The following is a 14,325-nucleotide window of genomic DNA, read 5'->3' as shown; positions in this document are numbered from 1 at the left end:
GGACCCGGCGCGCGGTTCAGCCGGTGAAGATCCAGCCGAGCTGACCGCCGGAGGCCTGGCCCTCACAGTTGGTCTGGTTGGACTCGAAGAACTCCCGGTGCTTGCCGACCATGCAGCGCATCAAGGGAGCGGTGCCCACTCCGGCGGGTTGGCCCGGGTAGAACCACCCGAGCCGTGAAACGTACGTCTGGCCCTCGCAGTTGACGTCGCCCGAGAGGAAGTTGTCCTTGCGGACGACGCAGTGGTACAGCGGCACCGTGCCCTCGCGCGGGCTGGTGTAGAGCTGACCGAGGCTGCCCTCGACCTGGTAGCCGGGAGGAACGTTCCAGACGGTGCTGATGTGTTCGCCGTTCGGACCGATGAGGCGGTTGAGGCTACGGGTGGGAGCGGTGACCGCGGGCTCGCCACTACAGGTGGCCTTGATCATGGCCTGGTAGTAGTTCCCGGTCACGTACGTGAAGAGCGGGCCCTCCGTCACCCGGCACTGGGAGCCGGCGAACCCGGCGTCGGCGGCCTGCCGGCCCAGGTGGTCGTAGGCGGCGGCCGCGGCGATGTTCTGCGGGCCTCCGCCGATACCGGTCAGGTACACCACGACGGGTCCGACATTGGCGGCCGCCGGTGCGGGGGCGGGGGCCGGTGCCGCGCCGGCCGGCGCGGCGGCGGTCACGGCAGCCGCGAGGGCGACGGAGAGGGCGAGGAGGGTCGTACGCAGGCGAGAGGTGCGGCGCAAGGCTGAACTCCTGGTCGTCGGCCGCGGCGGCCTGTGGGCCGCCACGGGGTTGAGCGACTGTGCGTACCGCCCGATAGGCGGCATCGCCGTCATTCCACACTTAGACCCCTCACCGGGACCAGACGGTCTTCGGCCGATCCCGGGGGTCACCCTCCGGCCGCCGTTTCCCGGCGGACGTCGCCGTGGCTCCTCGACCGGCAAGTTCCTTGATGGAAAGGTGAACTGACGATTCATCGGGAACGCGCTACGGCAACACGGGTCCCACTGGGGAACCGAATTGATCACGTTCGGCGTCTTCTCGATCAATGACCGCACAGGACTGACGGAAGAGGAGAAGCTGACGTGAAGACCCGGGGAACCATCCCGTCCCGTCGCTCACTACTGACCGCGGGAGCGGGGGCGGCCCTGGCCGTGGCACTGCCGGCGGGCGCGGCCCGTGCGGCCTCGTCGCCGCGCGCGAGCGGTGTCGTGCAGCAGTTGCGCGAACTGGAACGCGCGTACGGGGCGCGGCTGGGAGTGTACGCGCGGGACACCGCGACGGGCCGGACCGTGCTCCACCGTGCCGACGAGCTGTTCCCCATGTGTTCGGTGTTCAAGACCGTCGCCGCGGCGGCCGTGCTGCGCGACCTGGACCGGGACGGGACCTTCCTGGCCAAGCGCATCCACTACACGCAGCAGGAGGTCACGGACGCGGGCGGCGGTGAGATCACGAAGCGCCCCGAGAACATCGCGGGCGGTCTGACCGTGGCCGAGCTCTGCTCGGCTGCCATCGCCCAGAGCGACAACGCCGCCGCCAACCTGCTGCTCCGCGAGTTGGGCGGCCCCACCGCGGTCACCCGGTTCTGCCGCTCGGTGGGGGACCGTACGACCCGGCTCGACCGTTGCGAGCCCGAACTGAACTCGGCCGAGCCCGCGCGGGTGACCGACACCACCACGCCCCGGGCGATCGGGCAGACGTACGGGCGGCTCACCCTCGGCCACCTGCTGACGTCGGAGGACCGGGAGCGGCTCACCGGGTGGCTGCTGGCCAACACCACCAGCGGCGATCGGCTCCGGGCGGGTCTGCCCCGTGACTGGGCCGTGGCGGACAAGACCGGAGCCGGGTCCTACGGGACCAACAACAATGTGGGCATCGCCTGGCCGCCGGAGCGGCCCCCGGTGATCCTGTCGATCTTCTCCACCATGCCGGACGCGGACGCGACCCGTGACAACACCCTGATCGCCAAGACCGCGAAACTGCTGGCGGACACGTTCGCATGAGGGCCGGACCCGCAAATGCGTTCGCGGTACCGGGTGCTCGTGGAGGATCATTCGCCGCATGAACGACCAACCCTCGCGATGGACCCAGGCAACCGTGTACCCCGACATGTGGGTCGACCCGGCCGACGACCCGCGCGACATGCGGGCCAGCCCGGACGGGGAGCTCGCCACGCTGGACGACTTCCTGTCGGGCTACCGCATGACCCTGCGGATGAAGTGCGAGGGCCTGACCCCGGAGCAGTTGGCCCGCCGTTCGGTTCCACCGTCGACGATGTCGCTGCTCGGGTTGCTGCGGCACCTTGCCGAGGCGGAGCGGGACTGGCACAACTGGATCATCGACGGTGATCCGCTGCCGAAGTTGTACGGGAAGCGCGACGCGGACTTCGACGGGGTCGTGGCGGACCAGGCCCAGGTCGACGCCGCGTACGCCGATCTGGAGCGCGAGCAGGCGGCGACCGACGCCGCGCTGGCCGCGCACCCGGACCTCGGCGAGCGCCTGGGGAAGGACGGCATCGCGGTGCGGGAGCTGATGGTCCACCGGATCGAGGAGTACGCCCGCCACTGCGGACACGCCGACCTGCTGCGCGAGTGCGTCGACGGACGCGTGGGCCAGTAGGCGCCCGGCCGGTCCCCGGTGATCACCGGGGACCGGCCGGGGCCGCGGCCTCCAGGTCGTCGACGCTGCCGGACATCACGGTGCGCACGTGCCGGGTGAGGTGCTCGGCCGGCCAGTCCCACCAGGCCAGGGCGAGCAGGCGGGACACGTCCGCCTCGCTGTGGCGCGTACGGATCAGCTCGGCCGGGTTGCCGCCGACGATGCCGTAGTCGGGTACGTCGGCGACGACGACGGCTCCGGAGGCGACGATCGCGCCGTGCCCGATGCGGACTCCGGGCATGACCGTGACGCCGTGGCCGAACCAGACGTCGTTGCCGACGACGGTGTCCCCGCGTCCGGGGAGACCGGTGATGAGGTCGAAGTGCTCGGCCCAGCCGCCGCCCATGATGGGGAACGGGAACGTCGACGGGCCGTCCATGCGGTGGTTGGCGCCGTTCATGATGAACCGGACTCCGGTGCCCAGCGCGCAGTACTTCCCGATGACGAGCTTCTCCGGCCCGTAGTGGTGGAGCACGTTGCGGGTCTCGAACGCGGTGGGATCGTCCGGGTCGTCGTAGTAGGAGTACTCGCCGACCTCGATCAGCGGTGACGTCACCAGCGGCTTCAGGAGCACGACGCGCGGCTGTCCGGGCATCGGGTGGAGCATCGACGGGTCCGGCGCGTCGAGGGGCCGGTCGTCGGACCGGGCGTCGGTGGGTTCGGGATTCAAGGTGGCACCACTCCGGACGGTCTGTGCGTGCGTGCGCGGACAGTGCGTCCATGATCCCGGATCTCCCGGCCCGCGCACGTCAGTGGGCGCCGTCGATCCGGTGGACCCGCTGGCTGGTCAGTTCGTACCTGGCGGGGATGACGGAGAGTCCGCCGCCCTCGATCCTGGCGGCCAGGGCGGGCTCCGCGGACAGCCGTCCGGCCACCAGCCGCACGTTGGCGTCGACGGCGGCGTCCACCCGCGCGGCGCCCGTCAGCGTACGGTCGATCGCCGGGCGGATCTGATCGACCAGGTACTGCATGTGGCCGGGCAGCCCCGCTCCGCTCTCGTCCGCGTGGACGGCTGCCGCGACCGCCCCGCACGACTGGTGGCCCAGGATCACGACGAGCGGGATGGCCAGTTCCACGACCCCGTACGCGATGCTGGCCAGGACGGCCTCGTCGAGGACCTCGCCGGCCGACCGTACGGTCAGCAGATCACCGAGGCCCTGGTCGAAGACCAGCTCCGGCGGCACCCTGGAGTCCACGCAGCCCAGGATGACGGCGAAGGGGTGCTGTCCGCTGACGAGCGTCTTGCGCACCGCCCTGGTCTCGTCGGGATGCCGTTCGTGCAGCGTCCTCCAGCGCTGGTTCCCCGCGTCGAGCGCCCGCAACGCGGACACGGGCGTCGTCGGGCGCGGGCCGTTCAGTCCTTCCGGACCGGAGGTCCTGCCGTCCGGCAGGCCCGCGATCAGTCCGGCGCCGACGGCAACCGTCCCCGTCAGCGCGGCCCGCACGAACAGGCGCCGGCCCCGGTCCTCATGACGTTCGACATCAGGAGTCATAGCGGACCAAAATAGGCGCATCCGCACTCCAAAATGCCATTCGGCACTCTTCTTTGATCGGCCTTTGGTCGACCCTTGAACGAATCCCGACGAAAGCCTCCGCGACGAGCCCGGCCCCCGCCCCCCTTGGCGCCCCGCCGGGGAGAGGCGCTCCGTCGCGGCGGCCGACGTACGCAGCCCGGCGCGGCGTCGGCCCGAAGGCGGTCCGGGTACGGGAGGAGGCGCCGGCCGCCACCGGGCGGACCCTGCTGGAGGCGTGAGGCTCAGTCCTCCGGCGGGGTCGAGCGGGCGTAGCGGTCGGCGAGCCCGCGCAGGTGCGTCACCAGTTCCGGTGGCCCGGTGACCTCGAAGTCGAGGTCCAGCATGCCCAGGTGGACGGCGAGGGCCCGCAGGGTGTCGGCCCCGGTGATCAGGGTGCAGCTGTCGGCGTCGACGGCCTCCACCGTGCCGACCGCGGGGTTGATCCGCTCCACCACCGCCGCCGCCGGCGCGTGGACGGTCACGCGTGCGTGGTGGCGCCAGGCCGCGCTCGCCACCCGTCCCGAGACGTAGGCCGCGAGGTCGGCGGCGGGCGGCTCGCGCGGGGCGAAGCGCGGTCCGGTCGGGGTACGGGGTCGCATACGGTCGATTCTGAAGGTCCGCCAGTCCTCCCGTTCGACGTCCCACGCCACGAGGTACCAGCGCCGTCCCCAGTTCACCGCCCGGTGGGGTTCCACGGTGCGCCGGGTCGGTGATCCGGCGTGGTCGAGGTAGTCGAAGCGCAGGCGTTCGCGGTCACGGCAGGCGGAGACGAGGGTGGTGAGTACGTCCGCGGAGACGGTCGGGGCCGGGCGGTCCGCCGGGACGGCCACGGTGTACGCCTGGAGCGTCCGCACCCGTCGGCGCAGCCGCGACGGCAGCACCTGTTCGAGTTTGGCCAAGGCCCTGAGGGAGGTCTCCTCGGTACCGGGCACGGCTCCCTGGGCGGCGGTCCGCAGGGCGATCGTCACCGCGACGGCCTCCTCGTCGTCGAGCAGCAGCGGAGGCATGGCCGCCCCCGCGCCCAGCCGGTAGCCGCCGGCGGCCCCGCGTGCGGCGTCCACGGGATAGCCGAGTTCGCGCAGTCGGTCGATGTCGTTGCGGACGGTGCGCCCGCTGACCCCCAGACGCTCGGCCAGCTCGGAGCCCGGCCAGGAGCGCGGGGTTTGCAACAGGGAGAGGAGCGCCAGGAGCCGCGCGGAAGTGTCGAGCATGGAACCAAGCCTGTGAGGTAATTAGGAAGGCGGCGTGCCTATATGGAGACTACCGTCCTACCCATGGAGAACAGCAGCGACATCGACGCCCGGATCCACCCGTACCGCATCGACATCGCGCAGGAGGAGCTCGACGACCTGCGTGACCGGCTGGCACGCACCCGCTGGGGCGGCGGGATCCCCGGCGCCGGTTGGAGCCGCGGCGTGCCCACCGACTACCTCAAGGGCCTGGCCGCGTACTGGGCCGACGGTTTCGACTGGCGCAAGGCGGAGGCGGAACTCAACGAGTTCCCGCAGTTCACCACCGAGATCGACGGCCAGAACGTCCACTTCCTGCACGTACGTTCGCAGAACCCGGCGGCCGTGCCGCTGCTCCTGGTGCACGACTGGCCGTGCTCGTTCGTCCAGTTCGTCGATGTCATCGGGCCGCTGGCGCGGGACTTCCACGTCATCGTCACTTCCACGCCCGGTACCGGCTTCTCCGGGCCTCTCGGCGAGGCCGGCTGGAACACCGGTCGGATCGCCGGGGCGTTCGTCGAGCTGATGGAGCGGCTCGGCTACGGCTCGTACGGGGTTCAGGGGACCGGCGGCGGGGCCTGGATCGTCGCCGAGATGGGGCGCCGGGCGCCCGACCGGGTCATCGGCGTGCACGTCAACGGTCTGATCACCTTCCCCTCGGGGGATCCCTCCGAGTTCGAGGGGCTGACCGACTCCGAGCAGGAGCGGCTGGCCAGGCTGGAGGAGTTCCAGCAGGACAAGATGGGCTTCAACGCGATCCAGTCCACCCGTCCGCAGACCCTCGCCCACGGTTTGCACGACTCCCCCGTCGGTCAACTGGCCTGGATCGCGGAGAAGTTCAAGGAGTGGACCGACCCCTCGGCGGAGCTCCCCGAGGACGCCGTCGGCCTCGACCGGCTGCTGACCAACATCAGCGTCTACTGGTTCAGCGGCACGGCCGGATCCTCGGCGAACCTCTATTACGAGGCGGGGCACGACGCGAGCGCCTGGGCGCCGAAGCCGCGCGGCACCGTCCCGACCGGAGTGGCCGTCGCGCTCGGCACCGATGTGGCCATCCGCCGCTTCGCGGAGCGGGACCACCACGTCACGCACTGGACCGAGCTGGAGCGGGGCGGCAACTTCCTCGCGCTGGAGCAGCCGGAGGCGTTCGTGGCCGACGTCCGCGCCTTCTTCGCCACCCTGAGCGCCTGAGCGCCTGAGCGCCCGGGACCCGACCCCGGCCAGGATCCTCGCCCCGCGTGCCGGGGGGGGGTGCCTCGGCCGGGGGTCAGGCGAACGGTGCCGAGACACGCCGTTGCCATCCGTGGTCGGTCAGGACGACGAGGTGGACCGCCTCGGCACGGGCCCGGAGGGGCAGGAGTTCCCCCACCCGGTCGCCCACGCGTCGGGCTTCCGCTTCGTCACAGCCCAGTGCCATCGTGACGTGGGCGTTGGGCGACTCCCCGAAGCGTCCGCCATAGGGGCGCACCGCCGGCCACCGGTCGCGGAACGCCGTGATGACGGGGTCGAGTTCGGCGGCCTCGACCGCGACGAACCCGGGCGCGGCGACCAACCGCCTCAGCAGCAGGTCGACCGACGGCATCGACCCGGCGAGCCGGCGGATCGCGCGCTCCGTGTCGTCGTCGACGTCCGCGGCGGGCACGAACGGGTACAGGACCGTCACATGAGCGGGTAGGCCCGTCCTGACGAGGCTCGGGTCCACCCCGGCGACGGCCTCCAACAGCACCTCGGCCGCAGGCAGTTCGATCACTACGGCGGTCGTTCCGATGGTCGGCACGGAAGCCATCCTCGCACGGCCGGGACGGGCCTGCGCCCGGCCCCCCGGCACCCGGTTCGGCCGCGGGAACCGCCCGAGCCCGCCGGACCTCACGCCGTGCGCGCCGACTCAGCCCGTGAAGTGGGGTTCCGTCCGCCCGAGGGGTTGCGGGAAGCCGTGCGGGTCGACCTCGGCGGGCTCCCCGCCCGCGGCGGCGAGGGCGCCGAGCGCCCCGACCAGCCCGGCGCGCTCGGTGCGCCCGAGCCGCGCCAGGAGGGCGGCCGTCTCCGCCCGGCGCCGGGCCGTGACGGTGGCCACCAGACGCGCGCCCGAGTCCGTGGCGGTGAGCACCGTCTCCCGTCGGTTCTCCCGGTTGGGTCTGCGGTCCGCCAGACCCGCCGCGATCAGCCGGTCGACCATGCGCATGGCGGTCGACGGGTTGACCGCCATCACCCCGGCGAGGGCGACCAGTTTCACGTGCCGGCGCGCCACCAGGACGTCGAGCATTCGGAACTGCGCGGGCGTGACCCCGTCTCCGACGGCCGCCGCCAGGGCTCTGGTCGAGATGGACACGAGCAGGTGGGAGGCGGCCAGGACGGCGCGCGTCACGTCGTCGACCTCGTCGGCCACGGCTACGACAGGTGGGGGATCCGCGGGTCGCGTTTCCTCGGTCATACCCCTTTGTACCGCCTGATCCTTCGGGATACCCAGTGGTCCGACGCTCGGGCCGGCGCTCAGGTGGCGGTGCGCGGCGGCCGTGCGACCGAGGGGGTCCTCTCACATGTCCCGTTCCCCCGAGCCGAAACGGGGGGACGGCCGAATGTCGCGGCTTTCACACCGCAAATATCGCACAGGGCAAAGACGTTACGGTCTCGTGACCTTTTGAAATTTTGGGGTGTTTTACACCGATAAATTAGCGTTTCGTTCGGGGGCATCGAGGGGGTTGTCCACATCATGGACACCGTCGGATAACACGGACGTACGGCGTCCGGAACCCCATATGGGCATGTTTTTTGGGCAGATGCTCGGTAGCTTCGGCCCGCATGACCGCCGTCCACGCAGATCCGGCCACCCGTCCCCGACCCCCCGCCCCCACAGCCCCACCCGGAATTCGAGCCGAGCGGCCCGACGTCTCGGACGGCCCCGACCTCTGGCGCATCGCCCGCGAAGCGCAGACCTTGGACGTCAACTCCCCCTACAGCTACCTGCTGTGGTGCCGGGATTTCGCCGCCACCTCCGCCGTCGCCCGCGACCGCACCGGCCGTCCGGTCGGCTTCGTCACGGGATACCTGCGCCCCGACGCGCCGGGCACGCTGCTGATCTGGCAGGTCGCCGTCGACGCCACCGCCCGGGGGCAGGGGATCGCCGGGTACCTCCTCGACCACCTCACCGAACGGGTCGCCGCAGAGCACGCGCTCGACGTTCTGGAGACCACCATCAGCCCGGGAAACACTGCGTCGGAGCGGCTGTTCGCGTCCTATGCCGAACGCCACGGCGCCCGCGTCGCCCGGAAGGTCCTCTTCGCCGAGGAGCACTTCCCCGGCGGCGCCGGGCAGCACGACGCGGAGGTGCTGCACCGCATCGGCACCCCCGGCGAGCCACTGACCACGTAGGTCGGCCCGCAGGTCCACCACCCACCCATCACCACACATCACAGGAGAGGTCCACTTGACCACGACAGCACCGATCCCGACCGTCTTCGAAACCGTCGAGTCGGAGGTTCGCAGCTACTGCCGCGCCTGGCCCGTCGTCTTCGACCGCGCGCAGGGCAGCCGCCTCCACGACGAGAACGGTCGCAGCTACCTGGACTTCTTCGCCGGCGCCGGCTCGCTCAACTACGGGCACAACAACCCGGTGTTGAAGAGGGCGTTGCTCGACTACATCGAGCGCGACGGCATCACGCACGCCCTGGACATGTCGACGACCGCCAAGCGGGCCTTCCTGGAGACCTTCCAGTCCACCGTCCTCGCCCCCCGCGCCCTGCCGTACAAGGTGATGTTCCCCGGCCCCACCGGCACCAACGCGGTCGAGGCCGCGCTGAAGTTGGCGCGGAAGGCCAAGGGTCGCGAGGCGGTCGTCTCCTTCACGAACGCCTTCCACGGCATGTCCCTGGGTTCGCTCGCCGTGACCGGAAACGCCTTCAAACGCGCCGGCGCCGGCGTTCCGCTGGTGCACAGCACGCCGATGCCCTTCGACAACTACCTCGGAGGCCGGACGCCCGACTTCCTCTGGTTCGAGCGGCTGTTGGAGGACCAGGGCTCCGGTCTCAACAACCCGGCCGCCGTGATCGTCGAGACCGTGCAGGGCGAGGGCGGCGTAAACGTGGCGCGCGCGGAGTGGCTGCGCGCCCTCGCCGACCTGTGCCGCCGGCGGGACATGCTGTTGATCGTCGACGACGTGCAGATGGGCTGCGGCCGCACCGGCGACTTCTTCTCCTTCGAGGAGGCGGGCATCACGCCCGACATCGTCACCGTCTCCAAGTCCATCAGCGGCTACGGACTGCCCATGGCGCTCTGCCTGTTCAAGCCCGAGCTCGACATCTGGGAGCCGGGCGAGCACAACGGCACGTTCCGCGGGAACAACCCGGCCTTCGTCACGGCCACCGCCGCGCTGGAGACGTACTGGCGCGACGGCGTCCTGCGCGAACGCACCCGCGTCCAGGGCGACCGCATCGAGCAGGCCCTCATGGACCTCTGTGCGGAGCACGAGCGGGACGGCGCCTCGTACCGCGGTCGCGGCATGGTGTGGGGCCTCGAGTTCACCCGCAAGGAACGCGCCGCCGAGGTATGCCGCAGGGCCTTCGAGAACGGCCTGCTCATCGAGACCTCCGGTCCGGAGAGCGAGGTCGTCAAGTTGCTGCCGGCGCTCACCGTGTCGGCCGACGAGCTCGACGAGGGCCTCGACATCCTCGCGCGGTCCGTCCGCGAGACGGCCTGACGCCACCGCACCCGACACCACGAAGGGCAGCACCACCGTGATCGTCCGATCCTTCCGTGACATCGAGGGAACCGACCGCCACGTCAAGGCGGCCTCCGGCACCTGGGAGAGCAAGCGCCTCATCCTGGCGAAGGAACGCGTCGGCTTCTCCCTCCACGAGACCGTCCTGTACACCGGCACCGAGACGTCCATGTGGTACGCGAACCACGTCGAGGCGGTGGTGTGCGTCGAGGGCGAGGCCGAACTCACCGACGAGGAGACCGGCGAGAAGCACACCATCACGCCGGGCACCGTCTACGTCCTCGACGGCCACGAGCGGCACACCCTGCGCGTCATCAGCGAGTTCCGATGCCTGTGCGTCTTCAACCCGCCGGTGACCGGCCGTGAGGACCACGACGAGAACGGCGTGTACCCGCTGCTCACCGAACCGGATCCGGTCTGACGTTTCCCGACCCGGTCCGCACCCACCGAAACCGAGAGGAGAGGCAAGCAACGCCATGCTCACTGCCACCGAACGCACCCTCGCCGACCTGTACCCCACCCGGGGCTCCGAAGAAGTCCTCATCGGACGCAAGGACCCCGTCGTGTGGTCCGAGCCCGGTACGCCCGGGCCGTTCTGGGCGCGCGAGTTGGAGGGCTTCGAACGCGACGGCTTCGTCACCGCCGAGCAGTTGATCGGTCCGGACGAGGTCGAGGAGTACCGGGCCGAGATGGACCGGTTGGTGTCGGACCCCGCCGTACGGTCCGACGAGCGGGCCATCGTGGAGCCCGGCTCGGGCGAGGTCCGCTCGGTCTTCGAGGTCCACCGCGTCAGCGAGGTGTTCGCACGGCTCGCCGCCGATCCGCGGCTCGTGGACCGGGCGCGGCAGATCCTCGGTTCCGACGTGTACGTCCACCAGTCCCGCATCAACGCCAAGCCGGGCTTCGGCGCGAGCGGCTTCTACTGGCACTCCGACTTCGAGACCTGGCACGCGGAGGACGGTCTGCCCCGGATGCGGACGGTGTCGGTGTCCATCGCCCTCACGCCGAACCACCCGACCAACGGCAGCTTGATGATCATGCCGGGTTCCCACCGCACGTTCCTCGGCTGCGCGGGTGCGACGCCGAAGGACAACTACAAGAAGTCGCTCCAGATGCAGGATGCCGGAACCCCCTCCCCCGAGGCCCTGACGCGGTTCGCGTCGGCGTGCGGCATCCAGCAGTTCACCGGGGCGGCCGGATCGGCCACCTGGTTCGACTGCAACGCGCTGCACGGTTCCGGGGACAACATCACCCCTTACCCGCGCAGCAACGTCTTCCTGGTGTTCAACAGCGTGGAGAACCTGCCGATGGAGCCGTTCGCGGCGCCGATCCGACGGCCGTCCTTCATCGCCTCGCGGGACTTCACCCCACTGACCTGACCCATCGGCCGGGCACGGCGTACCCGCCGTGCCCGGGCTCCGGCCCGGCACGGGGCCCGATCCCCGGGCCCGGTGCGTGCGTCCGGCCCGTTCCGTACCCTGGCGGCATGCGGATGCGCCCCACTCTGAGCTGGACGCCCACCGAGGCCCCGGAGCCCGGCACCACGGATCTGGAGCCGGTCCGTGACGTGCTGGGCACCGGCGGTGTGCTGGTGCTCACCGGGGCGGGCATCTCCACGGAGTCGGGCATCCCCGACTACCGGGGCGAGGGCGGGAGCCTGAGCCGGCACACCCCGATGACCTACCAGGACTTCACCGCGAGCGCCGGGGCCCGGCGCCGGTACTGGGCGCGCGGCCACCTCGGGTGGCGCACGTTCGGTCGTGCACGGCCCAACGCGGGTCACCGGTCGGTGGCCGCGTTCGGGCGGCACGGTCTGCTCTCGGGCGTGATCACCCAGAACGTCGACGGTCTGCACCAGGCCGGTGGCAGCCGGGACGTGGTGGAACTGCACGGCAGCCTCGGCCGGGTCGTCTGCCTGTCCTGCGGCGACGTCGGATCGCGGGGTGATCTCGCCCGACGGCTGGAGGAGGTCAACGCGGGTTTCGAACCCGTGGCCGCCGGGCTGAATCCGGACGGTGACGCCGACCTCACCGACGAGCAGGTCGCGGGCTTCCGGGTGGTGCCCTGTTCGAGGTGCGGCGGCATCCTCAAGCCGGACGTGGTGTTCTTCGGCGAGGCCGTCCCGCGGGAGCGGGTCGAGCGCTGCCGGGCCATGGTCGAGGACGCTTCCTCGCTCCTGGTACTGGGCTCCTCGCTGACGGTGATGTCCGGGCTGAGGTTCGTCCGCCAGGCGGCGGGGGCGGGGAAGCCGGTGGTGATCGTCAATCGGGACCCGACCCGGGGCGACCGGTACGCCGCCGCCCGGGTCGAGCTTCCCCTGGGGACGGCGCTGACCTCTCTGGCCGCCCGGCTGGGCGTCCCCGTCGACGGCACGCCGACGGCCTGAACACGGCGGTCGTACCACGAGGTCGGCGTACCCCGACGGCACTCCGTACCCCACCGCGCCGTTGGGGTACGGTCTGTGGGCGGCGCGAGCGGCTTGTTGCCCCGCGCTCGCCGGTTCGGAGGCCGATCCCGCCCTCCGCCTCCACCAGCACGACCCGGCCCGTCGACGGGGTGTGCCCGAGCACGACAGGTCCGACTTCCTTGCCTTCTGCTGCTGCGACCGCATCCCCGGGCGCGCGCCTGCGCGGCCTGACGCCCGACTGGCTGTCCGATCCGAAGGTGTGGCGCACCGAGGTGTTGGCCGGTCTGGTCGTCGCGCTCGCGCTGATACCCGAGGCGATCTCGTTCTCGATCATCGCCGGGGTCGACCCCGCCATCGGGTTGTTCAGCTCCTTCACCATGGCCGTGGTCATTTCCGTCGTCGGTGGCAGGCGGGCCATGATCTCCGCCGCGACCGGGGCCGTCGCCCTGGTGATCGCGCCGCTGAACCGGGAACACGGCCTCGGTCACCTGATCGCGGCGGTCATCCTGGCCGGCGTCCTCCAGGTCGCGCTCGGCGCGCTGGGCGTGGCCAAATTGATGCGGTTCATCCCGCGCTCGGTCATGGTCGGGTTCGTCAACTCCCTGGCCGTCCTGATCTTCATGACGCAGATCCCCGAACTGCGGAACGTGCCCTGGCCCGTGTACCCGCTGCTCATCGGCGGCCTGGCGCTGTTGGTGTTCTTCCCGCGGATCACCACCGCGGTCCCGGCGCCGTTGGTGTCCATCGCCGTCCTCACCGCCATCACGGTCGGCGCGGCCATCGCGGTGCCCACCGTCGGCGACAAGGGCGCCCTGCCCACCTCGCTGCCCGTGCCCGGCCTGCCCGACGTACCGTTCGCCCTGGACACCCTGACCACCATCGCCCCGTACGCCTTCGCCATGGCGCTCGTCGGGCTGATGGAGTCGCTGATGACGGCGAAGCTCGTCGACGACATCACCGACACCCGATCCAGCAAGACCCGCGAGTCGATCGGCCAGGGCATCGCCAACATCGTCACCGGCTTCTTCGGCGGCATGGGCGGTTGCGCCATGATCGGCCAGACGATGATCAACGTGAAGGTCTCCGGTGCCCGCACCCGGCTGTCCACCTTCCTCGCGGGCGCGTTCCTCATGGTGCTGTGCGTCGTGTTCGGCCCGATCGTCTCCGAGATTCCGATGGCCGCCCTGGTCGCCGTCATGATCATGGTGTCGTTCGCGACCTTCGACTGGCACTCCATCGCCCCGAGGACGCTGTCGCGGATGCCCGCGGGCGAGATCGCGGTGATGGTCATCACCGTCACGGCCGTGGTGACCACCCACAACCTCGCCGTCGGCGTCGTTCTGGGGTCCGTCACCGCCATGGTCGTCTTCGCCAAGCGCGTCGCCCACCTCACCGAGGTCACCACCGTCGACGGCCCGGACGGGGACACCGTCGTCCACCGGGTGACCGGGGCGCTGTTCTTCGCCTCCTCCAACGACCTCGTCGGGCGGTTCGACTACGCCGGCGACCCGAGCAACGTCGTCATCGACCTGAGCGCGGCCCACGTCTGGGACGCCTCGTCCGTCGCCGTCCTCGACGCGATCGGGGCGAGGTACGCACAGCGCGGCAAGACCGTCGAGATCACCGGCCTGAACGGTCCCAGCGCCGCCCTGCACGGCAAGCTCACGGGTCAACTCACCCGTCCCTGACACCGGGCCCCCGACCCCGGCCTCGGCCCCGGTTTCAAAAAACGGGACATCTCATCCCATCCACACCCACCCGTGGCATCGAATTACTTGTGTCACATCAGCCACTGCTCTCACTGCGGTGAGGGCGA

The 14,325-nt window shown here is 70.9% G+C and carries 15 protein-coding genes; 9 read left to right on the top strand and 6 right to left on the bottom strand.

The window, feature by feature from the left end:
* Positions 1 to 16 precede the first annotated feature (16 nt).
* A complete protein-coding gene (locus tag NOD94_RS04295; RefSeq protein ID WP_281204319.1) occupies positions 17 to 730 on the bottom strand; it encodes a hypothetical protein in 714 nt (237 codons plus the stop codon).
* 342 nt (positions 731 to 1,072) lie between these two features.
* On the opposite strand from NOD94_RS04295, the gene bla reads away from it, so the two are divergent.
* Positions 1,073 to 1,990: a class A beta-lactamase gene (gene bla / locus NOD94_RS04290; protein ID WP_281204318.1), complete on the top strand. Its 918-nt coding sequence runs from the start codon at positions 1,073 to 1,075 to the stop codon at positions 1,988 to 1,990.
* A gap of 58 nt (positions 1,991 to 2,048) precedes the next feature.
* Positions 2,049 to 2,606 (top strand): DUF664 domain-containing protein, encoded by a 558-nt coding sequence (locus tag NOD94_RS04285; RefSeq protein WP_281204317.1) that lies wholly within the window; start codon positions 2,049 to 2,051, stop codon positions 2,604 to 2,606.
* A gap of 22 nt (positions 2,607 to 2,628) precedes the next feature.
* Here NOD94_RS04285 and NOD94_RS04280 read toward each other — a convergent pair whose 3' ends face one another.
* From NOD94_RS04280 to NOD94_RS04270, 3 genes are all read right to left on the bottom strand, one after another.
* Positions 2,629 to 3,252 (bottom strand): CatB-related O-acetyltransferase, encoded by a 624-nt coding sequence (locus tag NOD94_RS04280; protein WP_281204385.1) that lies wholly within the window; start codon positions 3,250 to 3,252, stop codon positions 2,629 to 2,631.
* Between the two features lie 142 nt (positions 3,253 to 3,394).
* Entirely contained in the window at positions 3,395 to 4,138 is a 744-nt protein-coding gene (locus NOD94_RS04275; RefSeq protein ID WP_281204316.1) for a carbonic anhydrase, read from the bottom strand.
* A gap of 263 nt (positions 4,139 to 4,401) precedes the next feature.
* A complete protein-coding gene (locus tag NOD94_RS04270; protein ID WP_281204315.1) occupies positions 4,402 to 5,370 on the bottom strand; it encodes a YafY family protein in 969 nt (322 codons plus the stop codon).
* Positions 5,371 to 5,433: 63 nt separating this feature from the next.
* Here NOD94_RS04270 and NOD94_RS04265 point away from each other — a divergent pair, with 63 nt between their 5' ends.
* Positions 5,434 to 6,579, top strand: a complete 1,146-nt coding sequence (locus NOD94_RS04265; RefSeq protein WP_281204314.1) for an epoxide hydrolase family protein — start codon at positions 5,434 to 5,436, stop codon at positions 6,577 to 6,579.
* A gap of 76 nt (positions 6,580 to 6,655) precedes the next feature.
* Here NOD94_RS04265 and NOD94_RS04260 read toward each other — a convergent pair whose 3' ends face one another.
* Positions 6,656 to 7,174: a 2'-5' RNA ligase family protein gene (locus tag NOD94_RS04260; RefSeq protein WP_281204313.1), complete on the bottom strand. Its 519-nt coding sequence runs from the start codon at positions 7,172 to 7,174 to the stop codon at positions 6,656 to 6,658.
* Between the two features lie 99 nt (positions 7,175 to 7,273).
* Positions 7,274 to 7,819 carry a MarR family winged helix-turn-helix transcriptional regulator gene (locus tag NOD94_RS04255; protein ID WP_281204312.1) on the bottom strand — a complete coding sequence of 182 codons (546 nt, stop codon included), beginning with the start codon at positions 7,817 to 7,819 and terminating at the stop codon, positions 7,274 to 7,276.
* 368 nt (positions 7,820 to 8,187) lie between these two features.
* On the opposite strand from NOD94_RS04255, the gene ectA reads away from it, so the two are divergent.
* The 6 genes from ectA (at position 8,188) to NOD94_RS04225 (ending at position 14,197) form a co-directional block, all read left to right on the top strand.
* Positions 8,188 to 8,757, top strand: coding sequence for a diaminobutyrate acetyltransferase (ectA, locus tag NOD94_RS04250; protein WP_281204311.1), 570 nt, complete (start codon positions 8,188 to 8,190; stop codon positions 8,755 to 8,757).
* Positions 8,758 to 8,812: 55 nt separating this feature from the next.
* A complete protein-coding gene (gene ectB / locus NOD94_RS04245; RefSeq protein WP_281204310.1) occupies positions 8,813 to 10,081 on the top strand; it encodes a diaminobutyrate--2-oxoglutarate transaminase in 1,269 nt (422 codons plus the stop codon).
* Positions 10,082 to 10,118: 37 nt separating this feature from the next.
* Positions 10,119 to 10,523 carry an ectoine synthase gene (locus tag NOD94_RS04240; RefSeq protein ID WP_281204309.1) on the top strand — a complete coding sequence of 135 codons (405 nt, stop codon included), beginning with the start codon at positions 10,119 to 10,121 and terminating at the stop codon, positions 10,521 to 10,523.
* A gap of 55 nt (positions 10,524 to 10,578) precedes the next feature.
* Positions 10,579 to 11,481, top strand: a complete 903-nt coding sequence (gene thpD, locus NOD94_RS04235) for an ectoine hydroxylase (protein WP_281204308.1) — start codon at positions 10,579 to 10,581, stop codon at positions 11,479 to 11,481.
* Positions 11,482 to 11,588: 107 nt separating this feature from the next.
* Positions 11,589 to 12,488 (top strand): NAD-dependent protein deacetylase, encoded by a 900-nt coding sequence (locus NOD94_RS04230; RefSeq protein WP_281204307.1) that lies wholly within the window; start codon positions 11,589 to 11,591, stop codon positions 12,486 to 12,488.
* A gap of 200 nt (positions 12,489 to 12,688) precedes the next feature.
* On the top strand, positions 12,689 to 14,197 hold the full coding sequence (locus NOD94_RS04225) for a SulP family inorganic anion transporter (protein ID WP_281204306.1): 1,509 nt from the start codon (positions 12,689 to 12,691) through the stop codon (positions 14,195 to 14,197).
* Positions 14,198 to 14,325: the final 128 nt, after the last annotated feature.

Origin of the sequence: Streptomyces sp. Isolate_45 (genome assembly GCF_024721315.2) — a bacterium.
Lineage (GTDB): Bacteria > Actinomycetota > Actinomycetes > Streptomycetales > Streptomycetaceae > Streptomyces.
The sequence above is the reverse complement of the archived record's forward strand: the minus strand, read 5'-3'. Positions and strand labels throughout refer to the sequence as shown.

What these genes read in the sequence shown, in the direction of transcription:
- thpD (WP_281204308.1), top strand. Translation starts at nt 10,579, where the DNA reads ATGCTCACTGCCACCGAACGCACCCTCGCCGACCTGTACCCCACCCGG.
- NOD94_RS04255 (WP_281204312.1), bottom strand. Translation starts at nt 7,819, where the DNA reads ATGACCGAGGAAACGCGACCCGCGGATCCCCCACCTGTCGTAGCCGTG.
- NOD94_RS04275 (WP_281204316.1), bottom strand. Translation starts at nt 4,138, where the DNA reads ATGACTCCTGATGTCGAACGTCATGAGGACCGGGGCCGGCGCCTGTTC.
- NOD94_RS04285 (WP_281204317.1), top strand. Translation starts at nt 2,049, where the DNA reads ATGAACGACCAACCCTCGCGATGGACCCAGGCAACCGTGTACCCCGAC.
- NOD94_RS04260 (WP_281204313.1), bottom strand. Translation starts at nt 7,174, where the DNA reads ATGGCTTCCGTGCCGACCATCGGAACGACCGCCGTAGTGATCGAACTG.
- NOD94_RS04280 (WP_281204385.1), bottom strand. Translation starts at nt 3,252, where the DNA reads ATGCTCCACCCGATGCCCGGACAGCCGCGCGTCGTGCTCCTGAAGCCG.
- NOD94_RS04230 (WP_281204307.1), top strand. Translation starts at nt 11,589, where the DNA reads ATGCGGATGCGCCCCACTCTGAGCTGGACGCCCACCGAGGCCCCGGAG.
- ectA (WP_281204311.1), top strand. Translation starts at nt 8,188, where the DNA reads ATGACCGCCGTCCACGCAGATCCGGCCACCCGTCCCCGACCCCCCGCC.
- NOD94_RS04265 (WP_281204314.1), top strand. Translation starts at nt 5,434, where the DNA reads ATGGAGAACAGCAGCGACATCGACGCCCGGATCCACCCGTACCGCATC.
- NOD94_RS04270 (WP_281204315.1), bottom strand. Translation starts at nt 5,370, where the DNA reads ATGCTCGACACTTCCGCGCGGCTCCTGGCGCTCCTCTCCCTGTTGCAA.